The organism is Curtobacterium sp. MCBA15_009, assembly GCF_001864895.1.
Taxonomy (GTDB): Bacteria; Actinomycetota; Actinomycetes; order Actinomycetales; family Microbacteriaceae; genus Curtobacterium.
The window spans coordinates 329973-354550 of sequence record NZ_MJGO01000037.1; the positions used below are offsets into that span (position 1 = coordinate 329973).

General features: G+C 73.8%; 30 protein-coding genes and 1 pseudogene. 16 read left to right on the forward strand and 15 right to left on the reverse strand.

The features are described 5' to 3' along the window. Positions 1–25: 25 nt before the first annotated feature. Positions 26–430: pseudogene (locus tag BIU97_RS09885) on the reverse strand (RidA family protein); the annotation flags it as partial. 4 nt (positions 431–434) lie between these two features. After that, on the reverse strand, positions 435–1166 hold the full coding sequence (locus BIU97_RS09890) for an NADH(P)-binding protein (protein ID WP_071258962.1): 732 nt from the start codon (positions 1164–1166) through the stop codon (positions 435–437). A gap of 62 nt (positions 1167–1228) precedes the next feature. Here BIU97_RS09890 and BIU97_RS09895 point away from each other — a divergent pair, with 62 nt between their 5' ends. Next, the gene (locus tag BIU97_RS09895; RefSeq protein WP_071258959.1) at positions 1229–1801 is read left to right on the forward strand and encodes a TetR/AcrR family transcriptional regulator; all 573 of its coding nucleotides are present in this window, start codon (positions 1229–1231) and stop codon (positions 1799–1801) included. Between the two features lie 18 nt (positions 1802–1819). Here the strand turns inward: BIU97_RS09895 and BIU97_RS09900 are convergent, their stop codons facing one another. Then, positions 1820–2368 (reverse strand): MOSC domain-containing protein, encoded by a 549-nt coding sequence (locus BIU97_RS09900; RefSeq protein WP_071258953.1) that lies wholly within the window; start codon positions 2366–2368, stop codon positions 1820–1822. Between the two features lie 102 nt (positions 2369–2470). On the opposite strand from BIU97_RS09900, the gene BIU97_RS09905 reads away from it, so the two are divergent. The 3 genes from BIU97_RS09905 to BIU97_RS09915 all read left to right on the forward strand — a co-directional run bounded on the left by BIU97_RS09905 (position 2471) and on the right by BIU97_RS09915 (position 4783). Continuing rightward, positions 2471–3025: a hypothetical protein gene (locus BIU97_RS09905; protein WP_071258945.1), complete on the forward strand. Its 555-nt coding sequence runs from the start codon at positions 2471–2473 to the stop codon at positions 3023–3025. A gap of 4 nt (positions 3026–3029) precedes the next feature. Continuing rightward, positions 3030–3623 (forward strand): TetR/AcrR family transcriptional regulator, encoded by a 594-nt coding sequence (locus BIU97_RS09910; protein WP_071258942.1) that lies wholly within the window; start codon positions 3030–3032, stop codon positions 3621–3623. Between the two features lie 176 nt (positions 3624–3799). Beyond that, complete coding sequence (locus tag BIU97_RS09915; RefSeq protein ID WP_071258932.1) at positions 3800–4783, forward strand: GNAT family N-acetyltransferase; 984 nt, start codon at positions 3800–3802, stop codon at positions 4781–4783. Between the two features lie 60 nt (positions 4784–4843). Here BIU97_RS09915 and BIU97_RS09920 read toward each other — a convergent pair whose 3' ends face one another. Continuing rightward, a complete protein-coding gene (locus BIU97_RS09920) occupies positions 4844–6142 on the reverse strand; it encodes an MFS transporter (RefSeq protein ID WP_071258929.1) in 1299 nt (432 codons plus the stop codon). 64 nt (positions 6143–6206) lie between these two features. Here BIU97_RS09920 and BIU97_RS09925 point away from each other — a divergent pair, with 64 nt between their 5' ends. Next, positions 6207–6800 carry a CGNR zinc finger domain-containing protein gene (locus tag BIU97_RS09925; protein ID WP_071258925.1) on the forward strand — a complete coding sequence of 198 codons (594 nt, stop codon included), beginning with the start codon at positions 6207–6209 and terminating at the stop codon, positions 6798–6800. A 19-nt stretch (positions 6801–6819) separates the two neighbouring features. Here the strand turns inward: BIU97_RS09925 and BIU97_RS09930 are convergent, their stop codons facing one another. The 5 genes from BIU97_RS09930 to BIU97_RS09950 all read right to left on the reverse strand — a co-directional run bounded on the left by BIU97_RS09930 (position 6820) and on the right by BIU97_RS09950 (position 10933). Next, the gene (locus BIU97_RS09930) at positions 6820–7467 is read right to left on the reverse strand and encodes a response regulator transcription factor (RefSeq protein WP_071258921.1); all 648 of its coding nucleotides are present in this window, start codon (positions 7465–7467) and stop codon (positions 6820–6822) included. Further along, a complete protein-coding gene (locus tag BIU97_RS09935) occupies positions 7464–8801 on the reverse strand; it encodes a sensor histidine kinase (RefSeq protein ID WP_071297543.1) in 1338 nt (445 codons plus the stop codon). Before BIU97_RS09935 ends, BIU97_RS09930 begins: the two co-directional genes overlap by 4 nt. Positions 8802–8934: 133 nt before the next feature. Next, positions 8935–9387, reverse strand: coding sequence for an ASCH domain-containing protein (locus tag BIU97_RS09940; RefSeq protein WP_071297722.1), 453 nt, complete (start codon positions 9385–9387; stop codon positions 8935–8937). 38 nt (positions 9388–9425) lie between these two features. Further along, the gene (locus BIU97_RS18545; RefSeq protein WP_368073091.1) at positions 9426–10016 is read right to left on the reverse strand and encodes a Brp/Blh family beta-carotene 15,15'-dioxygenase; all 591 of its coding nucleotides are present in this window, start codon (positions 10014–10016) and stop codon (positions 9426–9428) included. Beyond that, positions 10013–10933 (reverse strand): bacteriorhodopsin, encoded by a 921-nt coding sequence (locus tag BIU97_RS09950; protein ID WP_071258885.1) that lies wholly within the window; start codon positions 10931–10933, stop codon positions 10013–10015. Before BIU97_RS09950 ends, BIU97_RS18545 begins: the two co-directional genes overlap by 4 nt. 195 nt (positions 10934–11128) lie before the next feature. Between BIU97_RS09950 and BIU97_RS09955 the strand changes: the two genes are divergently transcribed. After that, complete coding sequence (locus BIU97_RS09955) at positions 11129–11770, forward strand: response regulator transcription factor (RefSeq protein ID WP_071258862.1); 642 nt, start codon at positions 11129–11131, stop codon at positions 11768–11770. A gap of 41 nt (positions 11771–11811) precedes the next feature. Here BIU97_RS09955 and BIU97_RS09960 read toward each other — a convergent pair whose 3' ends face one another. After that, on the reverse strand, positions 11812–12408 hold the full coding sequence (locus BIU97_RS09960) for a TetR/AcrR family transcriptional regulator (protein WP_071260321.1): 597 nt from the start codon (positions 12406–12408) through the stop codon (positions 11812–11814). A 110-nt stretch (positions 12409–12518) separates the two neighbouring features. On the opposite strand from BIU97_RS09960, the gene BIU97_RS09965 reads away from it, so the two are divergent. Further along, positions 12519–12953: a nuclear transport factor 2 family protein gene (locus BIU97_RS09965; RefSeq protein ID WP_083404740.1), complete on the forward strand. Its 435-nt coding sequence runs from the start codon at positions 12519–12521 to the stop codon at positions 12951–12953. 59 nt (positions 12954–13012) lie between these two features. Here BIU97_RS09965 and BIU97_RS09970 read toward each other — a convergent pair whose 3' ends face one another. Both BIU97_RS09970 and BIU97_RS09975 read right to left on the reverse strand, forming a co-directional pair. After that, positions 13013–14065 (reverse strand): CU044_5270 family protein, encoded by a 1053-nt coding sequence (locus BIU97_RS09970; protein ID WP_071258859.1) that lies wholly within the window; start codon positions 14063–14065, stop codon positions 13013–13015. Then, a complete protein-coding gene (locus tag BIU97_RS09975) occupies positions 14058–14600 on the reverse strand; it encodes an RNA polymerase sigma factor (RefSeq protein WP_071258856.1) in 543 nt (180 codons plus the stop codon). The genes BIU97_RS09970 and BIU97_RS09975 overlap by 8 nt, the downstream gene beginning before the upstream one ends. Positions 14601–15101: 501 nt before the next feature. Between BIU97_RS09975 and BIU97_RS09985 the strand changes: the two genes are divergently transcribed. Both BIU97_RS09985 and BIU97_RS09990 read left to right on the forward strand, forming a co-directional pair. Further along, entirely contained in the window at positions 15102–15299 is a 198-nt protein-coding gene (locus tag BIU97_RS09985; RefSeq protein WP_071297544.1) for a hypothetical protein, read from the forward strand. Positions 15300–15303: 4 nt separating this feature from the next. Continuing rightward, entirely contained in the window at positions 15304–15513 is a 210-nt protein-coding gene (locus BIU97_RS09990; protein ID WP_071297545.1) for a hypothetical protein, read from the forward strand. Between the two features lie 47 nt (positions 15514–15560). Here the strand turns inward: BIU97_RS09990 and BIU97_RS09995 are convergent, their stop codons facing one another. Both BIU97_RS09995 and BIU97_RS10000 read right to left on the reverse strand, forming a co-directional pair. Further along, complete coding sequence (locus BIU97_RS09995) at positions 15561–16157, reverse strand: hypothetical protein (RefSeq protein WP_071297546.1); 597 nt, start codon at positions 16155–16157, stop codon at positions 15561–15563. A 63-nt stretch (positions 16158–16220) separates the two neighbouring features. Then, the gene (locus tag BIU97_RS10000; RefSeq protein WP_071297547.1) at positions 16221–16904 is read right to left on the reverse strand and encodes an SDR family NAD(P)-dependent oxidoreductase; all 684 of its coding nucleotides are present in this window, start codon (positions 16902–16904) and stop codon (positions 16221–16223) included. A gap of 110 nt (positions 16905–17014) precedes the next feature. Here BIU97_RS10000 and BIU97_RS10005 point away from each other — a divergent pair, with 110 nt between their 5' ends. The 6 genes from BIU97_RS10005 to BIU97_RS10030 all read left to right on the forward strand — a co-directional run bounded on the left by BIU97_RS10005 (position 17015) and on the right by BIU97_RS10030 (position 21982). Then, complete coding sequence (locus BIU97_RS10005) at positions 17015–17860, forward strand: helix-turn-helix domain-containing protein (protein ID WP_071297548.1); 846 nt, start codon at positions 17015–17017, stop codon at positions 17858–17860. Positions 17861–18091: 231 nt separating this feature from the next. Further along, positions 18092–19438 (forward strand): TRAP transporter large permease subunit, encoded by a 1347-nt coding sequence (locus BIU97_RS10010; protein WP_071297549.1) that lies wholly within the window; start codon positions 18092–18094, stop codon positions 19436–19438. A 31-nt stretch (positions 19439–19469) separates the two neighbouring features. After that, a complete protein-coding gene (locus BIU97_RS10015; protein WP_071258812.1) occupies positions 19470–19739 on the forward strand; it encodes a hypothetical protein in 270 nt (89 codons plus the stop codon). Continuing rightward, positions 19736–20395 carry an RraA family protein gene (locus BIU97_RS10020; protein ID WP_071297550.1) on the forward strand — a complete coding sequence of 220 codons (660 nt, stop codon included), beginning with the start codon at positions 19736–19738 and terminating at the stop codon, positions 20393–20395. The genes BIU97_RS10015 and BIU97_RS10020 overlap by 4 nt, the downstream gene beginning before the upstream one ends. A gap of 33 nt (positions 20396–20428) precedes the next feature. After that, positions 20429–21184 carry an IclR family transcriptional regulator gene (locus tag BIU97_RS10025; protein ID WP_071297551.1) on the forward strand — a complete coding sequence of 252 codons (756 nt, stop codon included), beginning with the start codon at positions 20429–20431 and terminating at the stop codon, positions 21182–21184. Between the two features lie 33 nt (positions 21185–21217). Then, positions 21218–21982, forward strand: coding sequence for a DUF1932 domain-containing protein (locus tag BIU97_RS10030; RefSeq protein ID WP_071297552.1), 765 nt, complete (start codon positions 21218–21220; stop codon positions 21980–21982). A gap of 323 nt (positions 21983–22305) precedes the next feature. Here BIU97_RS10030 and BIU97_RS10035 read toward each other — a convergent pair whose 3' ends face one another. Next, positions 22306–23376, reverse strand: a complete 1071-nt coding sequence (locus BIU97_RS10035) for a GAF domain-containing protein (protein ID WP_071297553.1) — start codon at positions 23374–23376, stop codon at positions 22306–22308. 179 nt (positions 23377–23555) lie between these two features. Here BIU97_RS10035 and BIU97_RS10040 point away from each other — a divergent pair, with 179 nt between their 5' ends. Then, complete coding sequence (locus BIU97_RS10040) at positions 23556–24548, forward strand: AraC family transcriptional regulator (RefSeq protein WP_071297554.1); 993 nt, start codon at positions 23556–23558, stop codon at positions 24546–24548. Positions 24549–24578: the final 30 nt, after the last annotated feature.

Sequence of the window (24578 nt, forward strand, 5' to 3'; positions counted from 1 at the left end):
CGGACGGGGGTCCGGGCACCGGCTCGTCGCGCACCGCCGCCACCGCCTCGATCTCGACGAGCTGGTCGTCGTACCCGAGCACGGTGACGCCGAACAACGTGCTCGGCACGTCGTGGGCCCCGAACGCGTCACGCACGACCTCCCACGCCGCGACCAGGTCGTCCTGCCGCGACGACGCCACGAGCACGCGCGTGCTGACGACGTCCTCGAGCGTCGCCCCCGCGGCGTGCAGCGCCTGGGTCAGCGTCTCGACGCACTTCGCCGCCTGACCGCGGTGGTCGCCGACCGCGGCCGTCGTCCCGTCGGGTTCGAGCGGGCACGCCCCGGCGAGGAACACGAAGCGGGCGTCGGCCGGCACGGTCGCGGCGTACGCGTACTCGGCGATGTCGCTCAGGGTCCCGGAACGGATGAGTCGGACGGCACTGGCCATGCCGTCATCCTGCCAGCAGCCAGTCGTCGAACCGGGGACCGACCACCTCGGTCCCGGTCGCGGGCAGCAGGGCGCCGTCCCGGAAGGCCCGGCCCGTCCGACCCGGGATCCACAGCGGGACCGGGCGCACCCCCGGGTCGGGCAGGGCGGTCGTCATCGACCAGAGCGTCGTCCGCTCCGGGCCGGCCACCTCGACGACCGGTCCGCCGCGGTCGCCGACCACGACGTCCGCGACCACCGCGGCGACGGCGTCGAGGGCGACCGGCGCGATCGTCATGCCCGGCACCAGCGCGACGGGGCCGACCCGCAGGCGCTCGAGGTTCTGCCGGGCGAACTCGAACCACTGCGTCGACCGCACGACGGTCAGCCGCGCGCCCGATGCCCGCGCGGCGGCCTCCTGAGCGGTCTTGCCGGCGAAGTAGCCGTAGCCCTGCACCTCCGGCCGCGTGCAGCCCAGGATCGAGAGCAGGACGTGCCGGGCGCCGGTCCGGGCCGTGGCGGCGGCGACCGCCCCGGTCGACCCGGTGAAGAACGCCGTGGCCCGTCGGCGACTCGTCGTGAACCGTCCGGTCGCCTCGACCACCACGTCGGCGTCCGCCAACGCCGCGTTCGCGTCGTCGCGGAGCACGTCGAACCCCGTCGACCGCGACCGCTGCACCACGGAGCACCCGCGTTGCCGGACCGCCCGCACGATCGCGTCCCCGGAGATCCCGCCACCCACCACTGCCACCCGCATGTCCCCCACCGTTCCTCTACGTTTGTAGAGGACACTACGCTGACAGCGGCGGGAAGGCGAGCATGGGACGACGCGAGGACCTGGCGGACGCGGGCGTCCGGCTCACCGCACGGGGCGGTGCCCGGGCGCTCACCCACCGTGCCGTCGACGCCGAGGCAGGTCTGCCGCCGGGGTCGACCACCTACTACGCGCGGACGCGGCGCGAGCTGACCGCCCTCGTGGTCGACCGCATCACGGCGCAGCTCGCCGACGACCTGTCGGGGCTCCGGCTGCCCGAACACCTCGACGACGCGGCGGTGGTCGGGGTCGCGATCGGGTTCCTCGACGGGTTGGCCACGCGTCGGGACGCCCAGGCCGCACGCTTCGCCCTGCTGCTCGAACTCCGCGACGACCCGGACCTGCGCGCACCGCTGACCGGAGCGGCACCGGTCCGCGTCGGCCTCGTCGACACCGCCCGTGTGCTGCTCGAGGCGGTCGGGGCCGAGGACCCGGAGGGCACGGCCGTCGACCTCGTCGGGGTCGTCGACGCGCTCCTGCTCTACCGCGTGGCCGAGGCGGGCCCGCTCGACCCGGCGGCCGTGCTGACCGCGTACCTGGCGGGGGTGCCGCGGCGGGTTCCGCGGTCCACCGAGTGAGCAGGGGACGACGGGTCGTCAGACGGGGCTGAGCGGCACGCGCTCCCCGGTCGGCAGCTCGACGCGGACGGTGTCGCCCGCCCGGATCGTCCCGCCCGTGACGACGACGGCCATCACACCGCCCTTGCGCTCGACGGTCCCGTCGTCGGCGCGACCGAGGACCGCGCGCAGCAGACCCGGCTCGAAGCCGTTGATCTGCTGGCAGGGGTTCCGGAGCCCGGTGACGCGGACGCAGGCCTCGTCACCCAGGTGCAGCAGGGTGTCGGTCGGCAGCGCGAGCAGGTCGACCCCGCGGGTCGTGACGTTCTCGCCCATCTGGCCCGGCGCGACTGCGAACCCGGCGTCGGCGACCTCGTCGAAGAGCTCGGCGTGCAGCAGGTGCACCTGCCGCAGGTTCGGCTGCGACGGGTCGCGGGCCACACGGGACCGGTGCTGCACCGTCGTGCCGGCGTGGGCGTCACCCTCGACGCCCCACCCCTCGACCAGGGTGATCGCGTCGACGACGGGCTTGCTGAAGTGGTGGCCGCCGTCGGTGCTGACGGCGACGACGACGGGGTCGGTGCTCACGGTTCGAGTCTGGCGCGGTGTCCGGCTCGGCGCCAGTGGTGGTCGCCGGCTCGGTGTCGTAGTGTTTGAGCACACCTGTACTCAAACACTCGGGGGGAACCAGTGACACTCGTCGCCATCATCGTCTGCGAGGTCGCGTTCTGGGTCGCGATCGTCGGGGGTCTCGTCGCGCGCTACCTGCTGCGCCGACCACGCCTCGGTGCCGCCCTGCTCGTCGCCGCGCCCGCCGTCGACGTCGTCCTGCTCGCCCTGGTCACGCTCGACCTGCTCCGCGGTGCGACGGCGAGCTGGCACCACGGGCTCGCCGCCGTGTACATCGGGATGTCGGTCGCCTACGGGCACCGGATGATCGCGTGGGCGGACGTCCGCTTCGAGCACCGCTTCGCCGGCGGTCCGGCTCCGCTCCGCCTGTCGGGTCGGCGGCACACCGCACACTGCTGGGGCGACGTCCTGCGCACCGGCCTCGCCGTCCTCATCGCCGGGGGCATCATCGGCGGACTCGTCGCGGTGGTCGGCGACCCGGAGCGCACCGCCGAGTTCCAGGGCACCCTCGGGCTGCTCGCCGTGGTCCTCGGCATCGAGGTCCTCTGGGCGGTCAGCTACACGATTTGGCCGCGCAAGCCGGCCGCGTCGTCGACCGACCCCGCCGTAGGCTGACCGGGTGCCACGCCGTGTCGACCTCGAGGAACGGGGCGCCGTGGTCACCGCGGCCTGTCTCCGCATCCTCGAGCGCGACGGGTTGGCATCGCTGTCCGTCCGGAACGTCGCCGACGAGGCAGGACTCGCCGCCGCGTCGCTGCGCCGGCTCTTCCCCACCCAGCACGCACTCCGCGAGCACTGCCTGACGATCATCGAGGCCCGCGTCACCGCGCGGCTCGCGGCGCTGCGGTCGACCGGGCGGGAGCTCGCGGTGGAGACGCTCGCCCAGGTCCTGCCGCTCGACGCCGAGCGCACGACCGAGATCCTCGCGCAGGTGCAGCTCGGCGTCCTGTCGCGCACCGACGAGCACCTGGCACGCAGCGCGCGGCGACTGAACGCCGGGGTCGGCCTGGTCTGCGCACGTGCGCTCGACGCCCTGGCGGAGGCCGGCGCCCTCGACCCCGCACGCGACCGGGCGGACGAGACGGACCGGCTGCACGCGGTGGTCGACGGCCTCGCGGTCGAGCACACCTGGGACCCGACGGCGCGGTCGGCCGAGCGCGTCCTGGCGCTGGTCGGACTGCACCTCGACGGTCTGCGCGGCCCGCGCGGCTGACGGCCCCGGTCGGGCGCGACGCTCGCCGCGCGCGGACCCGCACGCGGCGGACCGCTTGCGTACTCCCGCCATTCGACGTCGACGCCCCCGCCATTCGGCGCCGTCCGACCCCGCCGGTCCCGCCCCCGTGGATACGCTCGCGACCGCACCGCTCCCGACCCCAGGAGGCACTCGTCGTGGCACCCATCCGGTTCAGCACCGCTCGCGACGCCGAGGAGTGGGACGCGCTCGTCGCCCTGAGCCCGGGCGCCACCGGTTTCCACGACTGGTCCTGGCTGCAGCTGCAGGCCGACGTCTTCGGGTGGCGGTTCGAACCCCTCGTCGTCTCCGACGGGGACGAGCCGGTCGGGGTCTTCCCGGTGCTCCTGCGGTCCGGGTGGACGCGTCGACCGGCGGAGCCGCCCTTCCCGTTCGTCGGACCGCTCGTGCCCCCCGCGCTCCTGACGAGCACCCTCCGGGCGTTCCGGCGCTGGCAGGTCGGTCACGCCGTCCCGGTGGCGCGGTTCGACCTCGGGCCGGCGGTCGTCGCGGCCGCGGGCGTCGACCTGGCCCGCGCCGGGGTCGAGCAGACGGCTGACCGGACGTACGTCGTCGACCTCGTCGGCGCGTCGCCCGAGCAGATCGTCGCCTCGATGAAGAAGGGCGCCCGGTACTCGCTCCGCGCCGCGGGTCGCAACGCCGTCGAGGTCCGTCCCGCGCTCCCGGGCGAGCTCACCGCGTTGCTGCCGCAGGTCCTTGGCGAGTCGTACCGCAGCCGTGGCGTGCCCTCGCCCTACCCGGAGGAGATCGGCGCACGGGTCGAACGCTGGGCGGCCGGCCGCGACGACGTCCTCGTCACCACGGCGGTCGTCGCCGGGGAGCCGGCCGGCGTGATCGTGGCACTGGCGAGCCACCCGGTCGTGACCGGGTGGGCCGGCGGCACCCTCCGTGCACACCGCGCGGCGAACCCGAGCACCGCGCTCTTCCACGACCTGCTCGTGTGGTCGCTGCGGCGGGGGCACACGGCCGTCGACCTCGTCGGGCACGTCGACGACGGGATCGCCCGGTTCAAGACGTCCCTCGGCGCGACCGAGCGGCCGTTCGTGAACGTGGTCTCGTCGCCCCTGCCGCGGGTGGTCCGGACCGCGGCGGCGTCGGTGCGCGTGGGCGGCGCCGGGTAGCGGCACGCCGCACCGGATCGGCGACGCCACCCGCACCCGCTCGCGGGCGTGCCCGTCGGCTCACCGCCCGCTCGGCGGCGTCGCCCCCGCCGACGGGCCGACCGCGAGCAGTGCCGGGTCACCGATCCGCCGGAGCGGCGACGCGACGACCCAGACGACCGTCAGGAGCGTGCCGGCGCAGCCGATCGCGATGCCGGTCCGCGTGCCGAGGGCCTCGCCGACGACGCCGCCGACCGCCGCACCCACCGCGACGACGCCGTACGACAACCAGCGCATCGTCGCGTTGACGCGGCCGAGCAGCTCGTCCGGTGTGCGGAGCTGCCGCAGGGTCAGGGCGACGACGCTCGACAGCGACGTGCCGGCGCCGTTGACCGCGAACACCGCGACGAGCACCCCGAGGACGACCGGTGCCGTCCAGGACACGTCGACGAGTGGCAGGACCGCCAGGGCGAGGCACTCGGCCGCCGCGCAGGCGACCATCACCGGACCGGCCCCGAAGCGGCGCACGCTCGACGGGGCGGCGGCCGCTCCGAGGACGGCTCCCACCGCGCCGAGTCCCAGGACGATCCCGAGGGTGCCGGCCGTCAGCCCGAGCGTCCGGACGGCGTGGACGGTGAAGAGCACCATCACCCACTGCGCGAAGAGGTTGTAGATCCCGGCGAACCCGAGCAGCCCGACCAGGTACGGGTCCCGGCGGACGAACAGGAGCCCGTCGCCGAGGTCCCGCAGGGCGCTCCGCCCCGAGCGTTCCGGCCGGCGCTCCGGCGTCGCGATCCCGACGAGCGACACCGCGGACACGACGTACGTCACCGCGTGGGCGAGCAGCGCCCAGGGCGCGGACAACACCTGGACGAGGAGACCCGCCAGGCCCGGGCCGCCGACCTCTGCCGCCGAGGCCGTCGCCTGCAGGCGTCCGTTCGCCCGCTCCAGGTGCGCACGGTGCACGACCGTCGGCAGGAAGGACTGGTAGGCCACCTCGAACGCCACCGTGCCGGCCCCGAGCAGACCGACCGCGAGGACGAGGGTCGGCAGCGTGAGCCGACCGGAGAACGCGAGGACGACGACCGCGACGGTCAGGACGGCGCGTGCGACGTCGGCGGTGACGAGGACCGGCCGCCGTCGGCACCGGTCCACCAGCACGCCGAGCGGCAGCGCGAGCACGAGGAACGGCACCCACCGGGCGGCGCCGAGGAACCCGACCTCGGCAGCCGACGCGTGCAGCACGATCACCGCCAGCAGCGGTACCGCGAGCTCGCTGACCTGTGCCCCCACCGAGGACGCCCCCTGGGCGACCCAGAAGCGCGCGAAGTCGGGGCCGAGCCCGGGGCGGCGTGCACTAATGCTCTCGTCGTCGATCACGCGTTAGACAGTGGCAGGCGGAGGACTAATGGCGCAAGAGCTGATCGCGCATTAGTGTTGGAGGATGGTCACGGCAGACACGGCGGCGCCGTTCCCCCGGGTCGGCGGGCACCCCGCGTTCGACCTCGTCGACACGGTCCACTGGCGCCTCGACGAGCGGCGTGCCACCGACACGCTGGCGTCGTTCGACGACGTCGTCGCCTGGTGCGCGCAGTTCGGTGTCCTCGCCGACGAGCCGGACGCCCTGCGGTCGCTGGCCCGACGGGATCCCTCGGGTGCCGCGGAGGAGCACGCCGCCGTCCTCGCCCTCCGCGAGGCGGTCCACGACGCGGTGTTCGCGGCGTCCCCGTCCGCCGTCGGGCTGATCGCGCGGGAACACGTCGCCGCCCTCGGGCGCGCTTCGCTCGTCCGGGGTCCGGACGAGCGGTCCTGGTCGTGGCGTGTCCCGACCGACCTGACGGGTCCCCGCGCGGCGGTCGCGATGCTCGCGCAGGACCTGGTGACCTCCGACCTCAGCGCGGCACGGCAGTGCGGCGACGACGCCTGCGGCTGGGTCTACCTGGACACGTCGCCGCGGCACAACCGCGTCTGGTGCACCGCGGCCGGGTGCGGCAACCGCAACCGGGTGGCGCGGCACCAGGCCCGGAAGCGGGCCTGACCGGGCGGGACGCCGCCGACTAGGCGGACAGGAAGCGCAGGACGGCGAGCACCCGTCGGTGGTCGGACGGCGTCGCCTCGAGCCCGAGCTTCGCGAAGACCGCCGTCACGTGCTTCTCGACGGTGCCACCGGACAGGAAGAGCGCCTCGGCGATCGCCGCGTTCGAGCGCCCCTCCGCCATGAGCCGCAGGACGTCGGTCTCGCGGGCGGTCAGCTGGTCGAGCCGGTCCCGGAGCGGACGGGGTGCCTGCACGAGCGCGGCCGCCACCTCGGGGTCGAGCACGACGTGTCCGGCGGCCACCTGCTGCAGCGAGTCGATGAACGTCGTGACCTCGGCCACCCGGTCCTTGAGCAGGTAGCCCACCCCGACGGTCGCCACGTCGAGCAGCGCACGCGCCCACCCGACCTCGGCGTACTGCGAGAACAGCAGCACGCCGACCTCCGGGCGGGCGGCCTTCAGCCGGACGGCCGCCCGGACGCCCTCGTCGGTGTGCGTCGGCGGCATGCGGATGTCCATCACCGCGACGTCGACCTGCTCGGACGCGATCGCGGGCAGCACGGCCTCACCGGTCCCGACGGCGGCGACGACGTCGTGGCCCCGGCCCTGCAGCAGCGCCGCCAGGCCCTCGCGGACGATCGTGTTGTCGTCGGCGATGACGATCCTCACGACGGTCCACCGGACGGCATCGTCATGGTCACCGTGGTGGGGCCGCCCGCCGGGCTGTCGAGGACGAGCCCGCCGTCGACGGCACGGAGGCGCTCGAGCAGGCCGCCCAGCCCGGTGCCGTGGCCGTCCGCACGGGGCATCGAGACGTGCGCCCCGCCGGAGCCGTCGTCGCGGACCGTGACGACGAGGTCCGGCCCGTCCGTCGCGACGTCGACCGAGGCGCCGGTGGCCTGCGCGTGCTTCGACACGTTCGTCAGGAGTTCCAGGACCCCGAAGTACGCCACCCCCTCGATCACCGGCGCCGGACGGACCGGCAGGTCGACCCGGAGCGTGACCGGGAACGGCGTGCGCGAGCAGGCGGAGGCGAGCGCCGCCTCCAGGCCCGCGTCGAGGACCGGGGGGTGGATGCCGCGAGCCAGCGCGCGCAACTCGACCAGTGCCTCCTTCGTCGACGCGTGCGCCTGCGCGACCAGCACGCCGACGTCGTCGCCCGCGCCGCTCTCCAGGCGGTCGCGTGCGTCGCCGAGGGTCATGGCCAGGCCGACCAGACGCGCCTGCGTGCCGTCGTGCAGCTCGCGCTCGATCCGTCGCAGCGTGGTGTCGGCGTCCACGACGGCGGCGTCGCGCGACGCCGTGACCTCGGCGAGCCGACGTCGACGCGACCCCGCTCCGAGCATCGACCGGATCACCAGACGCTGCACCGAGCCGAGACCGTGGTTCACGGCGGGCCAGACCGCGAGGAGCACGACGACACCGAGACCGGCGAAGGCCACCTGCAGCGGGACGGTGTCGACGAAGACGCCGAGGAACTGCGCGCCCCGGTGCGGACGACCGTCGGCACCGATCTGCTCCGGCAGGAACCCGCCCCAGACGGCGTGGGTGACGGCACCGAGCGCCGTCACGAGCACGGCGACCGACACGGCGAAGGTGGTCGTCGTGACGACGAAGCCGACGACCAGGTAGGCGACCGCCCGCCAGGTCGATCCGTCCGTCAGGCGGGTCGTCGCCCAGGCGAGCGGTCCGCCCCGACGCGGACGCAGCGTGGGCGCGGCGACCCGCTGGCCGAGCAGGGCGGCGGACATCCGCCGGGTGACGGCCGCGAACCAGGCCGAGCCGCCGACCAGGAAAGCGGTCACGACGATGCCGACCCAGGTCAGCGCCGACGGCAGCCCCAGACCGACGGTGAGCGCGAACCACACCAGCCCGCCGATCGCGATCGGCAGGTGGGCCGCGTGGAAGGCGAACTGCCGCCACGTCGCGGCCGCGAAGAACCCGGAGGCGAAGCGGAACCGGGGAGGAGTGGGTGCCGGGTGGGCAACGGGCGTGTGGGACATGCGACCTCTTCGTGACGTCCAGGGGCTTGCGGGGCCTGATCAGCTTCGCGACGGCAGCGCACCGGTGACACCCGGCCAGCCCCCGACCCGGTACCGGAGAACCCGGGTACCGTCCGCCGCGGTGCGCGGACCGTCAGTCGGCGTGGGCCGGTGGCCAGACGACGGAGAAGTACTCGAAGACGATGTCCTCGTGCTCCGACCACACCGCGCCGCGCGCCCGGCAGGTCCGCTCCCAGTAGCGACGGTGCTCGCGCTGCCAGCTCGGCAGCGACCGGTCGTCCTCGCCCTCGGCGTGGGCGAAGGCGGCGTCCGCGCTGTCGAACGGTCCGATGCGCAGGGCGGTGCTCCGGATGACGATGCGCGGTGCGCCGGTGCTGTCGCAGGCGATCCAGTGCGAGCCGATGCGCGGCAGCGGGTCCCCGCGGTGGGCGAACTCGGCGACGAGCTCGGCGGTGGCGCGCTTGCCGCCGTCCAGGACGATCTGCAGCAGCTCGTCGGCGAGCCGCGCCGTGTCGCCGAAGTGCTCCACCGTGTGCTCGTCGTCCACCTGGCCGAGCGGTCGCGAGCTGACGTACTCCGCCCACATCGCCGCCGCCGCGGTCCGGTCGGGGGCCCGCACGGGGGTCACGTCGAGAGCGTCGTCCACGGGGCCATGCTGTCAGACCGCGCGCCGGTCCCGCGGCGCCGGGCGTGCCGGGCCGGCCCCGACGTCACCAGGTCGGGTCGCGTCCGTCGACGCACCGGTCCGTCGGACGGGAGGCGCGGTGCGGGTCGGCAGCGCGCCTGCCGCCCGGCGGGTGGTGCGGCGGAGACGGCGTCAGCGCCGCGTCCGAGCCAGCAACGCGACGGCGACGAGCCCCGCGATGACCGCAGCGATCCAGACCATGTCGACCACCGTTCCCCTCCGTGTCGCGCCCAGTCTGCCAGCTGGACCGGCGCGGCGGGCCGGCGTCGCAGGACGCGTCCACGCCACGTGTGCTGCACCCGGTCCATCCAGGTGACGACGACCGCGTGCGGTGTCCTGAGCGCCGCGATGAGGGCGAGGTACACGCCGAGGTCGGCGCGCCGCAGCACGACCGCGAGCACGACGAGCATCGCGACGGCGATCGCGGTGATCGGCCACGCCTGTCGCATGAACCGCAGGAACGGCGCGGCCAGCCGGCCGTGGTGCAGGTCGACCGCCGAGGGGCGGTCCGTCAGCTCCCTGTCGGTCAGTGGCGGTGAAGGTGCTCACCGGCAGCGCTGGCGGAGTGCTGCGTGTGGTGGACCGTGGCGGTGTTCGGGATGGTGCCGTCCGAGAGCTTCTCGGACGAGATCCAGAGCGCCTCGGGCAGGGTGTCGGCCCCGGCGCGGACGTCCTCGGCGGAGCGGAGCTCGGCGATCTTGTGGATCATCGAGCCGAAGCCGACCTTCGCGACGATGTCCGCGGCCGACAGGATGACCTGCATCCAGGTGATGACGGCGCCGCCGTGGCCCCAGCCCTGCAGGCCGAAGACGATCGGGTAGGCCAGCCACGTGACGATGAGCAGGATGCCGGCGTTGCGGAGCGTGGCAGCGGCGGCGGTGCCCTTGAGGTCCCGCCTGCCCTTGACGACGACGTAGACCACGAGCACGTACAGGACGACCATGAAGATGCCGGAGATGATGCCCCAGAGCCACAGGGCACCGGTGTTCGTGCCCGAGTCGATGACGACACCGCCGATGAAGCCGGTGCTGATCATCAGGAACGCGGCGGCGATGCCGGCGGCGCGCAGGCGGCGGGCCGCGGCGCCGACGAGGGTCGCGACGGCGAGGAGCTCGATGACGAGCAGCGGGACGGTGACGGTCCAGTCGAAGTACCGGGGGGCCCACGACAGGATCGCGTTCGCGTTCGGGACCCACGAGTCGCCCTTGCGCTCGTAACCGAGTGCGAACTCGACGACCAGCAGCACGTAGGACAGGAAGGCGATGCCGGTGATGCACATGCCGGCGTAGACGCCGGACCGGAACCGGCCGGTGATCTCGTTCGCCGACACCCACGACTTCACGAAGAACGCGAAGAGGGCGAGGCCGGCGACGGAGAGTGCGTAGACGATGATCGAGTGCTCGGCGAGCGACAGGGTCGCGTTCCACGGAGCGAGTGCATCGGGCATGTGGGGGTCCTTCGAGGTGTGGGCGGGCGGCGATCGAGCTGTCCGCCGAGGAGAACGTGCTCCCGCCCGGATCGACCGATCTCCAGGTACGGCTGCGAACGGGGTACGAGCGCGGCCGTAGCCTGACAGCACCGAGCGAACGCCCGCGCTCGACGAGTCGTCTCACCCCCAGGGGTGAAACAGGGAGGATCCACCGTGCCGGAACGCATCCGCGTCGCGCTCGTCAACGACTACGAGCTCGTCCTCCGCGGTCTCGCCGACATGCTCGCGCCGTTCTCCGACCGGCTCGAGATCGTGCAGCTCGACGCCCGCGAGCGGGTCTCGGTGGACGTCGGCGTCGCGCTCTACGACACGTTCGCGCAGCCGGAGCCGGACGACGAGGACGTGTCCCGACTCGTGGCGAACCCGAGGATCCGCGCGGTCGCCGTGTTCACCTGGAAGATGGACGAATCCCTGATCAGCGCGGCAACGCGACGCGGGGCGACCGGGTACTTCGCAAAGAGCATCTCGGGCGCGGAGCTCGCCGACGGCCTGCTGCGCGTGGCCGCCGGCGAGTCGGTGATCGGGTCGCCGAGGCGACGCGTGCCGAGCGGCCCCGGCGTCGACTGGCCCGGTCGGGAGCACGGCATCTCGGACCGGCAGTCCGAGATCCTCGCCCTCATCACGCAGGGCAAGCGCAACGCCGAGATCGCCGAACTGGTCCACCTCAGCCCGAACACGGTGAAGACCCACATCCGCACGCTCTACAGCAAGATCGGCGCCGTGAACCGGGTCGACGCGGTCCTGTGGGGATCCGAACACGGCTTCCGGCCGGACCACCGCAGCATCGACCGCTGAGCGGCCGGAAAGCGCGCAGACCGACCACCGGGCAGCGGACGTCAGGTCGGATCGGCACCCAGGGTGAGCGCCCGCTCGAACGCCGCACGCGTGTCGTCCACCAGGCGTTCGGGGCGGCCCGACGAGGCCCGGGCGGTGGCGGAGCAGGCCAGGGCGATCTGCCCGGCGAAGCGCGCCGTCGGCTCGTCCCAGCCGCCGTCCACCAGGAGGGCGCTCAACCGCTCGGCGACGAGCTGTGCCTTCGCGGCGCTGCGTCCCCGGAGCTCGGTGCTCGCCGCGACGAGCCGTTCGTGCCGGGCGAAGTCCTCGGGGTCCTCGGTGACGTGCGCGCAGAGACGCAGCACCAGGGGCTGCAGCGCTGCGACCGCGCTCCGCGCCGACCGGTCACCGGGGTCCACTTCGCCCAGGTGCTCCGCGGTGAGGGCCTCGAGCAGCGACTGCTCGCGGGCGAACACGACCTCCTGCTTGTCGCCGAAGTGGCGGAAGAACGTGGTCCGCCCGACCTCGGCCCGCTCGGCGATGTCGGACACCGAGACGTCCGCGAAGCCGCGCTCGGCGAACAGCTCGCCAGCGGCACGCACGATGCGGTCCCGGGCGGCACGCTGCTTGCGCTCGATGAGCGGGGGCGTCTGAGGCACGTGCACAGGGTACCGCCCACACGAAGCGCAAGGGTATTGCGTTCCGTCTGGTACTGAGTACCATAACCCGTGACGGTCACCGGGGCCGTCGGGACGGAAGGACGAACGACATGGCCGTGCACACGGACGACGACAGGCTCATGGACACCAACGACCACGTGGCGATCGGCGAGGTCCTGGCCCTGGTGGGCCACGTCTTCGACGACGGCAGGCTCGACGAGATCGGGTCCGTCTTCACCGCGGACGTCGTGTACGACATGAGCGCACTCGGCATGCCCGTCATCACCGGGATCGACGGCGCGCGGGCCGCGGCCGGGGCGATGGCCGAGCACGGCCCGGTCGCGCACCTCGTCACGAACGTGGTCGTCGCCGGCCGGAGCGGCGACGAGGCGACCGTCGACTCGAAGGGGCTCATGCTCATGCCCGACGGATCGGTGACCGCCGTCGTGAACCACGACGTCGTGCGCCGCGAGCCCGCCGGCTGGCGGATCGCCGAGCGGCGGATCGTCCCGGCCCGAGCCGCCCGCGGCGAGGACGCCGCCTGAGCCACGGAGCGGTCGACGGGACCACGGACGGGTGGTCGCGGTCGCGACCCGGTCGTCGCTCAGGGACGGTCGTCCACCGGGGTGACACGCAGGGCGACGGACGCGACCACCGTGCCGGCCGGGATGCTGCCCAGCCGTTCCGTCTGCAGGCTGCGCTCGCCCAGGTAGGCGCCGCTCGACCGGTCGACGATGATCTCGTCGCGTTCCGCGCCGTTCCGCGACGGCAGCCCGATCGCGGTGCCCGTCCGCCCGTCGAGGGACGCCTGCTCCTCGGTGACGACGATGCCCGGCAGCGTCGCGAGCGCCTCGAACATCGTCGCGCGGAGGTCCGCCGGCACCAACCCGGTGCGCAGGAGCTGCCGGACGGTGTCGAAGACGTGCTCGGCGTCGGTTGTGTCCACCGGGCGAGTCGACGCCTCGATGCGCCGGACGAGCGCACCCGGGTCGCGGGGCAGGTCCCCGATGTCGGCCGGCGTGATCCAGCCCGGCTGCTCGCCGCCGAGCTCGCCGACCGTGAAGTCGCCGCCCGCGCCGCGCTCCCACACCGGACCGCTGCTGCCGCCGTCGGCAGCGCGTTCCTGCTCGGCCGCCTCGCGCGCCGACTCGCCGCCGAAGAAGGTCGTCGGCTCCCCCGTCACGGTCTTCCGCACCCAGGTCCCGGACACGTCCGCCGGCACCCACGTGGTCGTCGTCGTCGGGACGAGGTAGCCCTCGTCGTAGTGCTCACCGTCCGAGGTGGTGTACGCCATCGCCACCTCCTTCTCGACGACGCGGGTGAACGCGCCGGTCGGGGTCCGGTCGGCGGCCGCGGCCCGGGCGGCCTCGTGCAGGGTGGCGGCCGCCGCCGGCTCCGGTGCGGACCAGTGGGTCAGGCCGACGCCGGACGCGACCAGTCCGCCGGCCACCACGACCGCGGCACCCGCGAGCAGGACCGGTCGTCGCAGGAGCGCACGGGGGGTGCGGGGGCGGGTGGCCGCGGCGGGGGCCTCGGTCGCCGTCGCGGCCGCGTCGAACCGCAGGCGTGCCCGCTCGAGCGACGCGTCGACCACCTCGGGCGGCAGGTCGTGGTCGCGGCGCAGCAGCCGGAGTGCGCTGAGGTCGTCGTCAGACATGGAGGGGTCCGTTCAGGAAGTCGGTGGTGCCGGGCACGGCGCGCAGGGCCGTCCGGGCGCGGTTGAGTCGGGAGCGGACCGTGCCGACGGGCACGCCGGTCGCCTCCGCGATCTGGTCGTAGGTGAGCTCGGCCCAGGCGTGGAGCAGCACGGTCTCCCGCACCGCCGGCCGCATCCGGTCGAGCTCGCGCACGACGGTCTGCACGGCGCGCTGTGCGTCGAGCAGGTCGCCGGTGGCGTCCTCGAGGCGCTCGGGCACGGCGACCCGGGACATCGCCCGGTCCGCCCGCCGCTGCGAGCGCCAGTGCCGGTGCAGCAGGTTCGACGCGATGCCGAACAGCCACGGCAGCGGCTCCTGCCGGTCCGGGTCGAACGACCCCCACCGGACGAGCGCCGTCACGAACGTCTCGCCGAGGATGTCCTCGGCGCTCTGCAGGTCGGTCCGACGCGCGAGGTAGAGCAGGATGCGTCGACCGTGCTCGTCGAACAGTCGACCGAGCTCCGCGGCTCCTGGTGGGGGGTTCTCGGTGGTCACAGTTGGTGTTGCCCGATCCTGGGGGAAGAGTTCCATCTTCGCCGCAGCCAGCACGGGATCAGGGTCGCCGTCGGCCGCCGGACGGTGGGTCCGCGTCGTCGGGGCGGCCGCGCCGGACTGCGTCGACGACCGCGGCGGCCCGAGCCCCGACGCAGACACCGAGGGCCGTCGCGCCGGTGGACCCGTCCTCGTGGTTCGACCAGGGCAGCCGGATCGCGCACTGCACCGCCGGACCGAGGACGAGCAACACGCTGGCTGGGTCGACGACCACGCCCGCCTTCCGCACCCCGCCAGGTCGGCCGGGGACGACGCAGTTGCTCCTGCACAGCGACGGTTCCGGTTCACGAGTTCCGGGTTCGGCCAACCGCGACCGTCAGCGAGCCGGAGAAGCCGGTCCCTGCAGTCCGATGCCCACACGGACGACGCTCCTGCCGACCCAGCGCGCACGACCGCTGACGCCGTGCCGGCAGCCCTGGCACACTGCGACGTGGAGGTGCGCTGATGGTGACCGAGCACGAGCTCGAACAGATGCGACGCGGCTTCGTCGGTACCGGCGTCGTCCTCGCGCCGCTCGTGGCGCTCGCAGCGCTGGTCGCCGTGCTCCTGGGCGAGTCGTGGGCGCTGTGGCCGCTCATCGCCGTGCTGATCGCCGAGGCCGCCTTCGTCGTGGTCCTCGTCCGACGCAGACGCTCCCGCTGACCGCGTGGACACCGTGAGCGCGAAGGTCCTCGGCACCGGCGCGATCGTCCTCGGCCTCGTGTTCGTCGTGACGTCGGTCGTGCGACTCTGGCGTCCGGACGTCGACGTGCTCCTCGTCGTGCTCAACGCCGCCCTCGGCGTCCTGTTGCTCGTCGTCGGGGTGCGGCTCTGGCGTCGTGCGCTCCGCGGCCGGCAGCGGAGGGACGACCGGTAGCCCGGCCGGGGACGACGCGGTCGCTCCTGTGCCACGACGGTCCCGCATCAGGGTCGCCGACGGCCGCCGAACGGTGCGTCCACGTCGTCGGGGCGGCCACGCCGGACCGCAGCAGCGATCACGGCCGCACCCACGCCGACGGTGACCGCGACGAGGATGCCGAGGGCCATCGCACCGGTGGATCGGTCCTCGTAGTTCGACCAAGGCAGCCCGAGCGCCCACTGCACCGCCGGGCCGAGGACGAGCAGCAGGCCGGCGGGGACGACGACCACGACCGCCTTCCGCACGCCGCTCCAGGCAGGCCGGAGGAGCACGACCGCGCCCGCGAGCGCGGCGACGGCCACAGCCCCGTGGACCCAGGACGTACCGGACATCCGCCAGCCGTCGTGCGCGAGCCAGTCCTCGACGGCCCCGACGGTCAGCTCCCACGCGAGCGGGTCCTGGGTGTACCGGCCGGACACGACGGGCAACGGCCAGCCGATGACGGCGAGGACACCCGCGAGCACGCTCACCACACCGAGCACCACCGCCCACGACCGCGGCCCGACCGCGGGTTCGACGTCGAAGTCCGGGATGCCCACGCGCACGAGGCTAATGCCGGCCCGGACGGACCAGCGGCGGATGCCCTCCGCGGGCTGCGACACGGGCGCGTCGTGCACGTCGGACCAGGTCGCGACCGAGGTACGGCGTCCCGCCGTGCACGCCCGTCACCACGGCAGGGTGCCCGACTCGTCGGTGAACGTGCCGGTCGGGCCGTCCGGTCCCGTCGTCGCGAGCGCCACGACGACGCGGGCGCTCTCCGCGACGGAGCGCCCGATCCCGAACGCCGCCGTCATGTCGGTCGCCGTCGCACCCGGCTCGACGGCGTTGAAGCGGATGCCGGGGTTCGCCTTCGCGTACTGCACGGTGAGCATCGTGGCGGCCGCCTTCGACGCGGAGTAGAGCGCGACGGGCAGCCCGTGCTCCGGACGCTCCGGGTTCGTCACGGCCCAGAACGACCCCGCGCTGCTCGACACCGTGACGACGGACGGTGCCGACGACCGACGCAACAGTGGCAGCGCCGCCTCGGTGACCCGGACGATGCCGACCGCGTTCGTGTCGAAGGAACGCAGTGCCGCGGGTCCGTCGTGCTCCGTCGTGAGGACGCCGGCGTTGTGCACGAGGACGTCGAGTCCGGTGCCCGAGGCCTCGACCGTCGCGAGTGCCGCGCGGACCGAGGCGTCGTCGGTGACGTCGAGCTGCACGGCGCGGGCACCGATCGCCGCGGCGGCCGCGGCGCCGCGGTCGGCGTCGCGTGCGCCGACCCAGACCTCGTGCCCGAGGTCGACGAGCTGGCGTGCGGTCTCGAACCCGATGCCCTTGTTGGCACCGGTGATGAGCGTGACGGTCATGGGTCCTCCGGACGGGAATCAGACGGGGCGGGCGCCCCGTTCCAGAAGGTATGCAGGATCTCGTCGCCGCCCCAGAGCCCTCTCGTGACCAGGTCCTGACAGGACCCCCGATGACGGACGCGAGCCGGGCCTCCGCTCCGGGTCGACGCAACCCGCTCGGGACGTACCTGCGCGCGCGACGGGCGCAGGTGACGCCGACGCAGGCCGGGCTGGCGGTCCGGGGCCAGCGCCGGGTCGCCGGTCTCCGTCGTGAGGAGGTCGCGATGCTCGCCGGCATCAGCGCCGACTACTACCTGCGGCTGGAGCGGGGCCGCGACCGGAACCCGTCCACCCAGGTGCTCGAGGCGCTCGGACGGGTGCTGCGACTGGACGACGAGCACCTGGCGCACATGCACGCGATCGTGGCCGGACCGCTCCGCGCCGACCGTGCGGGGACGTCGACACCCGTCGTGCCCGACGGCGCCCGCCGCCTGCTCGACCAGCTCGTGCAGCCGGCCGTCATCGAGACCACGGCGTTCGACGTCCTGGCCGCGAACCCCCTCGCGCAGCGGCTCTCACCGCGGCTGACCCCCGGGCGGAACCAGTTGCGCGACCTGCTCACGGTGCCGGAGGACCGGGCACTGTTCCCCGACCACGACGCCGTGGCGCAGTGCCTGGTCGGGAACCTCCGGCAGACCGCGGGCGGCGGCGCGGGACGGTCCGCGGACCTCGCCGAGGAGCTCCGCATGGTCAGTGACCGGTTCCGGCAGCTCTGGGACCGGCACGACGTGCAGGGGCAGACCGGCGGGACCGTCCTGCTGCACCACCCGGAGGTCGGGCCGCTCAGGCTGGAACGCGAACGGCTGGCCGTCGACGGGGCGGCGGACGTGCGACTCGTGGTGTTCCACGCGGCGCCGGGATCGGACGCGGCGGCGAAGCTCGACCGGCTGCGCGGTGCGGGGTCCCACCGGGTCTGACGGCGACCGCGGCGAGCCCGCCGGACCGACGACGACCGCAACCGCGACCGCGACCGCGACCGCGACCCGGCCACGTCGAGCGCGAGCTGCACGCAGTCCGACGGCGCCCACGCCCGACGTTCAGCAGCGGGTCCAGACCTTGACGTGTGCCGTCGCTGCTGCTTTGCTCTATCAACAGATGCAAGAAAGTTGCATCAGGTGAAATGACCCTCAACGGAGAGTGAGTCGCACATGGGGTTGGCCGTCTGGGCGCTGATCGCCTACATCGGCACGATCGTGGTCTGGAGCGTGGCGCTCCGCCGCGGTATCGGCGAGGGGATGGTCGTCGGGTTCCTCGTCGTCTGCGCGTTCGGCGGCACCCGGTTCCTCGAGCTGCTGGTGTTCGGGTTGCAGGACGCCTTCAACGAGGAGATCGTGTTCGCCGCGCTCGCCTTCACGTTCGTCGGGTTCCTGTTGGCGTCGACCGGGGTCATCGACCGGCAGGTCGAGATCCTCAACTCGTTGCTCGGCCGGCTGCCCGGCGGGGCCGGCTACGTCGCGACCGTGGGCTCGGCACTGTTCGGTTCGGTCGCGCACTCCGGGTCCGCGAACGCCGCGACGCTCGGCACCGTCACCATCCCGTGGATGAAGCGGTCGCAGTGGCCCGCCCCGGTGGCTGCCACCGTCGTCGCGGGGAACGCCGGCAACGGCACGGTGATCCCGCCCAGCGCCTCGTTCTTCATCCTCATCGGCACCGCGACGGTCGCACCGCTCGTCACGATCGGCGAGCTCCTGCCCGCGATGTTCGTCGCCGCCGGGTGGTGCGTGCTGTGGCGCTTGATCGTCATCGCCTACTTCGTCCGTCGGCACCGCATCCAGCGCGTCCCGGCAGAGGACATCAGCCCCTTCCGCCAGTCCTTCCGACACGGGTGGACGTCGCTGCTCGTGTTCCTCGGCATCCTCGTCCCGGTGTTCGTGACGCTCGGCCCGAGTGGTGCGTTCGTCACGGACGCGCTCGGGGAGGACGCGGCCGACACCATCAGCATCGTCGTCTGGATCCCCGTGCTCCTCGGCCTGCTGGCACTGCTCCTCGGCCGGAAGAAGCTGCCGAAGGGCACCCGAGGGTGGTACGACTTCGTCGCGAAGACCGCGCCGCGCTACCGCGACATCGGTGCGACCCTCGTCTTCGCGTTCGCCGGCGGTGCCGTGCTGACCGAGCTCGGGCTCGCCGACCAGCTCGCGGCCGTGCTCAACGGACTGGACGCCTCCCCCGTCGTGATGAGCGTGATCGTCGCCGTGATGGTCGTGCTGGTCGCCGGCCCGCTCAGCTCCACCGCGACCATCGCCACGATCGGCGGCATCGGGTTCAGCGTCCTCGTCGTCGCCGGGGTCGACCCCGTGCTGGCCGCCTGCGTCGTCCTGGTGGCGGCCTCGACCGAGGGAGCCTCGCCGCCCGGAGCGTCGGCCATCTACATCGCGACCGGGATCGCGGGGGTGAACCCGGTGAAGACGTTCGTCCCGCTCGTGGTCCTGTACGTCGTCCCCATCCTGCTCATCGCCGCGCTCATCGGGCCGGGCTGGCTGCCCGTCCCCCACTGAGCCCGTCCCCACCGATCGGAAGGACTGCACCATGGCAGACCCCACGGGACCCACGACGGGTCCGACCCGGAAGCGCATCGCCACCGGCATGACGGCCGTGTTCGTCGTCCTGCTCGTCTCGATGCTCGCGCTCGGCACCGTCATGGTGCTGCTGCAGCTCGTCGGCGTCCTGGTCCTCGACGCAGCGCTCGTCTCCGCGGCCGCAGCCGCCCTCGCCCCGTGGACGTTCGGGGTCGGCGGCGCCCTCGGCATCTGGACCCTGCTCCTCGCCTACGCACACGGATGGAAGTCGAACGAATGACCGAGCACACCCAGCACACCGAGCACACCGAGCACACCCAGCACACCCAGCACACCGGGCACACCGTCACCCAGGACGTCGTCGACCGGCTCGGCGCCCTGCCGGTCGCGAACATCGGCGACGCCATGCAGCGCCTCGGCGTCGTGGACGCGGAGATCGGGCCCGTCTGGCGCGGTGCGCGCACCGCCGGGACCGCGCGCACCGTCGAGGTCGCGGGCGGCGACAACGCCGGCGTCCACGAGGCGCTCGACACCCTGCGGCCGGGCGACGTCCTCGTCGTGAACGGCCACGCCGTCCGTGACCGCGCCCTGGTCGGCGAGCTCATCGCGGAGCGCCTTCGCGCACGCGGGTGCGTCGGACTCGTCGTCGACGGCGCCGTCCGCGACGTCGGCGACCTCGAGGAGATCGGCTTCCCGGTGTTCGCCCGCGCCGTCACCCCCGCCGGCCCCTACCGCAACGGACCCTTCCGCGTCGGACGGCCGGTTGCGATCGGCGGTGTCGTCGTCCACCCCGGCGACGTCGTCGTCGCCGACGGGGACGGCGTCGCGGTGGTGCCCGCAGCCGAGGCCACCGAGGTGCTCACCCGAGCAGAGGCGAAGCACGCCGACGAGACCCGGATCCGCGACGAGATCGTCGCCGCGTCGAGGTCCGAGTGACGGTGCGGCGAGGCGGTCCGTCACAATGGCGTCATGGCAACCGACGGGCAGACCTCCCAGCCGACGGTCCGCAGCGTCGAACGTGCGCTCGACGTGCTCGAACTCCTCGAGCGGAGTGCCCGCCCGCTGCGGCTGGTCGACCTGAGCCGGGGCACGGGCCTGCACGCCGCCACGGCGCTGCGCATCGTCGGTGTGCTGCAACGCCGCGGCCTGGTGCAGCACGACGGCGGCGAGTACCGACTGGGAGCGGGAGCGCTCGGTCTGGCGCACGGCTACCTCGTCGGCGACCCGCTCACGACCCGCGCACGTGGGGTGCTCCAGCAGCTCGCCGACTCGACGCACCTCACGACGTCGCTCTACGTGCGCACCGGCGAGGAGCGCATCCTCACCGCGCGCGTCGACGGCCGGGACCCCTTGCGCTACCAGTTGCCGGTCGGTCGGCGGCTCCCCCTGGTGGTCGGCGCCGGCAAGACGATCCTCGCCTTCACGACGCCGGAGGAACGCGACGACGTCCTCGCGCGCCACGGCGACACGACGGATGCGAGCGGCCGCACGGTACCCCTGGACGAGCTGCGCTCGTCGCTCGACGAGATCCACCGGAACGGCTTCCACGTCTCGATCGCCGAGCGTGACGTCGCCGTCGCCGCGGTCAGCGCGCCGGTCTTCGACCAGCGCGGAGCCGTGATCGGGTCCGTCTCGGCGTCCGGTCCGGCAGAACACAACGACAGAGCGGGACTGGAGGCACTGGTCCCGGAGGTCCGTCGGGCCGCGCAGGCGGTCGGTCGGTAGGAAGCGAGCCACGGCTCGCAGGAGAGGAACACCATGCGAGTCGGGTTCATCGGTCTCGGCGAGGCCGGGTCCATCTACGCGGCGGCCGTCGTCGCCGCCGGTCACGAGGTCCGGGGCTTCGACCCCGCCCCCGCGCCGGCACCGGACGGCGTCGAGCGGCTCGGCTCCGTCGGCGAGGTCGTCGCCGCCAGCGAGCTGACGATCGTCCTGACCGGAGCCGCCCTCAGCCGCTCGATCGCGGAGGACGCCGCGCGGGCGATCACCCCCGGCGCGGTCTACGCGGACTTCACGACCGCCTCCCCCGAGGACATGGTCACCGCGGAGCAGGGCATCGTCGCGGCCGGTGGCCGGTTCGCGGACGTCGCGATCCTCGGGCCGGTGCCGCTCAAGGGCGCCGCGACGGAGACGATCGTGTCCGGCGGGGCAGCGGACGTCGTCGGGGAGCTGCTCACCTCGCTCGGGTCCGACGTCGAGCACGTCGACGGCCCGGCCGGTACCGCGACCTCGCGGAAGCTGCTCCGGAGCGTGCTCATGAAGAGCCTGGCGACCGTCGTCGTCGAGGCACTCGAGGCCGGCCGCGCCGCGGGCTGCGAGGACTGGGTGCACGCGCAGATCGCGGCACAGCTGTCCGGCGACGCGGACGCGAAGATCGAGCGGTACGAGTCGGGCAGCCGGAAGCACGCCGTGCGACGGGCGCACGAGATGCAGTCCGTCTCGGAGTACCTCGAGCGCCTCGGCGTGCGTCCGGAGATGTCGGCCGCGTCGCGCCGGGTGCTCGAGCGGCTCGCCGACGGGTGACGAGCGCAGCAGACGCTCGCTCCTGCGTCTCGTCGTGGACGGGACGGATGGACGGACAGGAGGCGCGGTGCCAGCTGGCACCGCGCCTCCTGTCCGTCTCGACGGGGCCGCAGACCTACCCGACCGTCACCAGCTTGGCGTAGGCCGGGAGGGCGTCGCGGCGAGGTTCTGCTCGGCCCACCGCGACCGCTGGTGCGGCCGCCGTCCGGTACGGCCGTTGCGGACGGGAGGCGCGTGGGGACCCGGCCCCGCGCCTCCCGTCCACCTCGCGCACCGCGCCTTCCGGCGCGGGGCGCTCCACCGGACCCGAAACCGGTGGAGTCTCAACGGCGGTACAGCGTGTCCCTGGCCAGGACGGCGAAGTCGCGCAGGAGGTCGCGCTCCACGGCGTCCTCCCTGCGCGGCGCAGGATCGAACACGCAGACCGCGCCGACGCGGGTCCCGTCCAGGTCCTCCAATGGGTGCCCCGCGTAGAAGCGGATCCGTCCGCGTCGGGCGACCTGCGGACGGCTGCTGTCCCACGCGTCCCCGATGACCGTCGGGCCGGAGCCCAGCACGGTCGTGCGGCAGAAGGAGTCCTGCAGTGCTCCCGTCCCACGCGGCAGCCAGAGACTCGCGGCGGACCACTGCCGTCCCGCCGGCAGGAAGGTGATCGCAGCGCCCCGCGTCCGGAAGAGCTCGGTCATGTGCTGCACCATCCGGTCCAGGGCGGCGTCGGCCGGAGCGTCGACGACGCCCAGGCGACGGATGGCCTCGTACCGGTGCTCGAACGGTTGCGGCGTCGAGCGGAGCCACTGGGGACTCCCGGCGCGGGCCCGCTGCTGCTCGAGCAACAGGTGCACGACCTCGAGGAACAGCGGCGGCGTGCACGTGACCGTGTCGGTGTCGGTGTCGGTGTCGAGGCCCAGCACGACCAGGTCCCGTCGCGCCTGCTGCAGCGCCGTCACGAGCGCGAGCTGGTCCTCCTTGTGCGCAAGCACGAGCACGACCTCCGCGGTCGGCGCCAGCTGTGGTCGGAGCTGGTCGACCAGCACGAGCGCTTCCTCGGCCGCGGCGGCGACCGCGGTGTTCGTGGTGCGGCTGTGGACGACGCTGCCGGACAGGCACACCACCACGACGTCGTAGTTGGCGACGTGGGTCCCGCTCCCGGCGGAGACCAACGTCTGGCCGGACCAGCTCGACCACGGCACCGCCGTGACGTCGGCACCGCGCCCGGACCGCCCGGCCAGCGCCTGGGCCATCGTGCGTGCGGCGCCGTGGAGCGACTCGTCGGGCGTGAGGACCGCGTCACCGAACACCAGGACCCGGTCCGGGTCCGGGCCGCTCGCCGACGCCGTCACGACGCGCGGCGGCAGCGAACGGTCGGGCAGTCGTGGGGCTTCCGTCATGGTCATCGTCGCCTCCTGGACTTCGCTGGTCCCCGGGAGCAGTCCGGGTGGGTCACCGTCGCGCACCGGTTGGAGACGACCGTAGGCAGGCGCCGGTCCGGGCGCCATCCGCTGCGCGCGGAGTCACCGTCGCTGCGCGCGGATCCGTGTCCGGCGGGCGTGGGCGTGGCCGGTAGAGTCACGCCATGACCGGGGCCACGACCGAGCTGTTCGGCTCGCACCGGGTGGCCGCCAGCACGACCGTCGACGAGGCCGCCGCCGTGCTGGGCGAGGTGTTCCTGCCGGTGCAGGTCTCGCCGACCGAGGGCTCGTCGAGCCTGCGCATGCAACTGAACGCCCTCACGGTCGGTCGGATCACCTTCGGCTGGATGTGCTTCCGCGAGGCCGTCCGGTTGTGCACCGCGGAGCCCGTCAACTACCACCTCGACATCCCGGTCCGGTCGCAGTCGACCATGCGGGCCGACCGAGGGACGCGCTTCCGGGGGACCGAGCAGACCGCCGGCGTGTTCATGCCGGGCCGGTCGGTGGAGCTCGACTGCAGCGACTGGTTCGCCCAGGTCGCCGTCATGATCCCGCACCGCGACCTGCAGACCGAGCTGGAGCTCCTGCTGGACGCACCGGCCCCGACACCGCTCGAGTTCGACGCGGAGTTCGACCTCACCACCGGCGGCGGACGGGCCGTGTCACAGGCCGTGCGGCTCGTCGACGAAGGCTCCCGCGGGACGACGGGCCTCCTCGCACATCCACTCGCGGTGCGCAGCCTCGAGCAGGTGTTCCTGCACAGCCTGCTGCTCGGGCAGCCGCACAACCACTCGGCGGCACTCGCCGTGCCGAGAGGGGCTGCCGGTGCCCGGTCGGTCGCGCAGGCCGTCGAGCTCCTCCGCCAGGACCCGGCACGACCGTGGACCGTCGGGGAGCTCGCTGCCGCCGTCTCGACGAGCGTCCGCAGCCTGCAGGAGAGCTTCCGGCGGACCCTCGACACCACGCCCACGGGCTACCTGCGACGACTCCGGTTGGAACGGGCCCGCGAGGACCTGCTCACCGCGGCCCCGGGCGCCGTCACCGTGTCCGAGGTCGCCGCCCGGTGGGGCTTCCTGCACGTCAGCCGGTTCGCCGGCGCCTACGCGGAGCGCTTCGGCGAGCTGCCGTCGGCGACGCTGCGGCGTGGGGGGCCGTGAGCTGATCGGGCGCTCGTGCGGGCAGGCTCC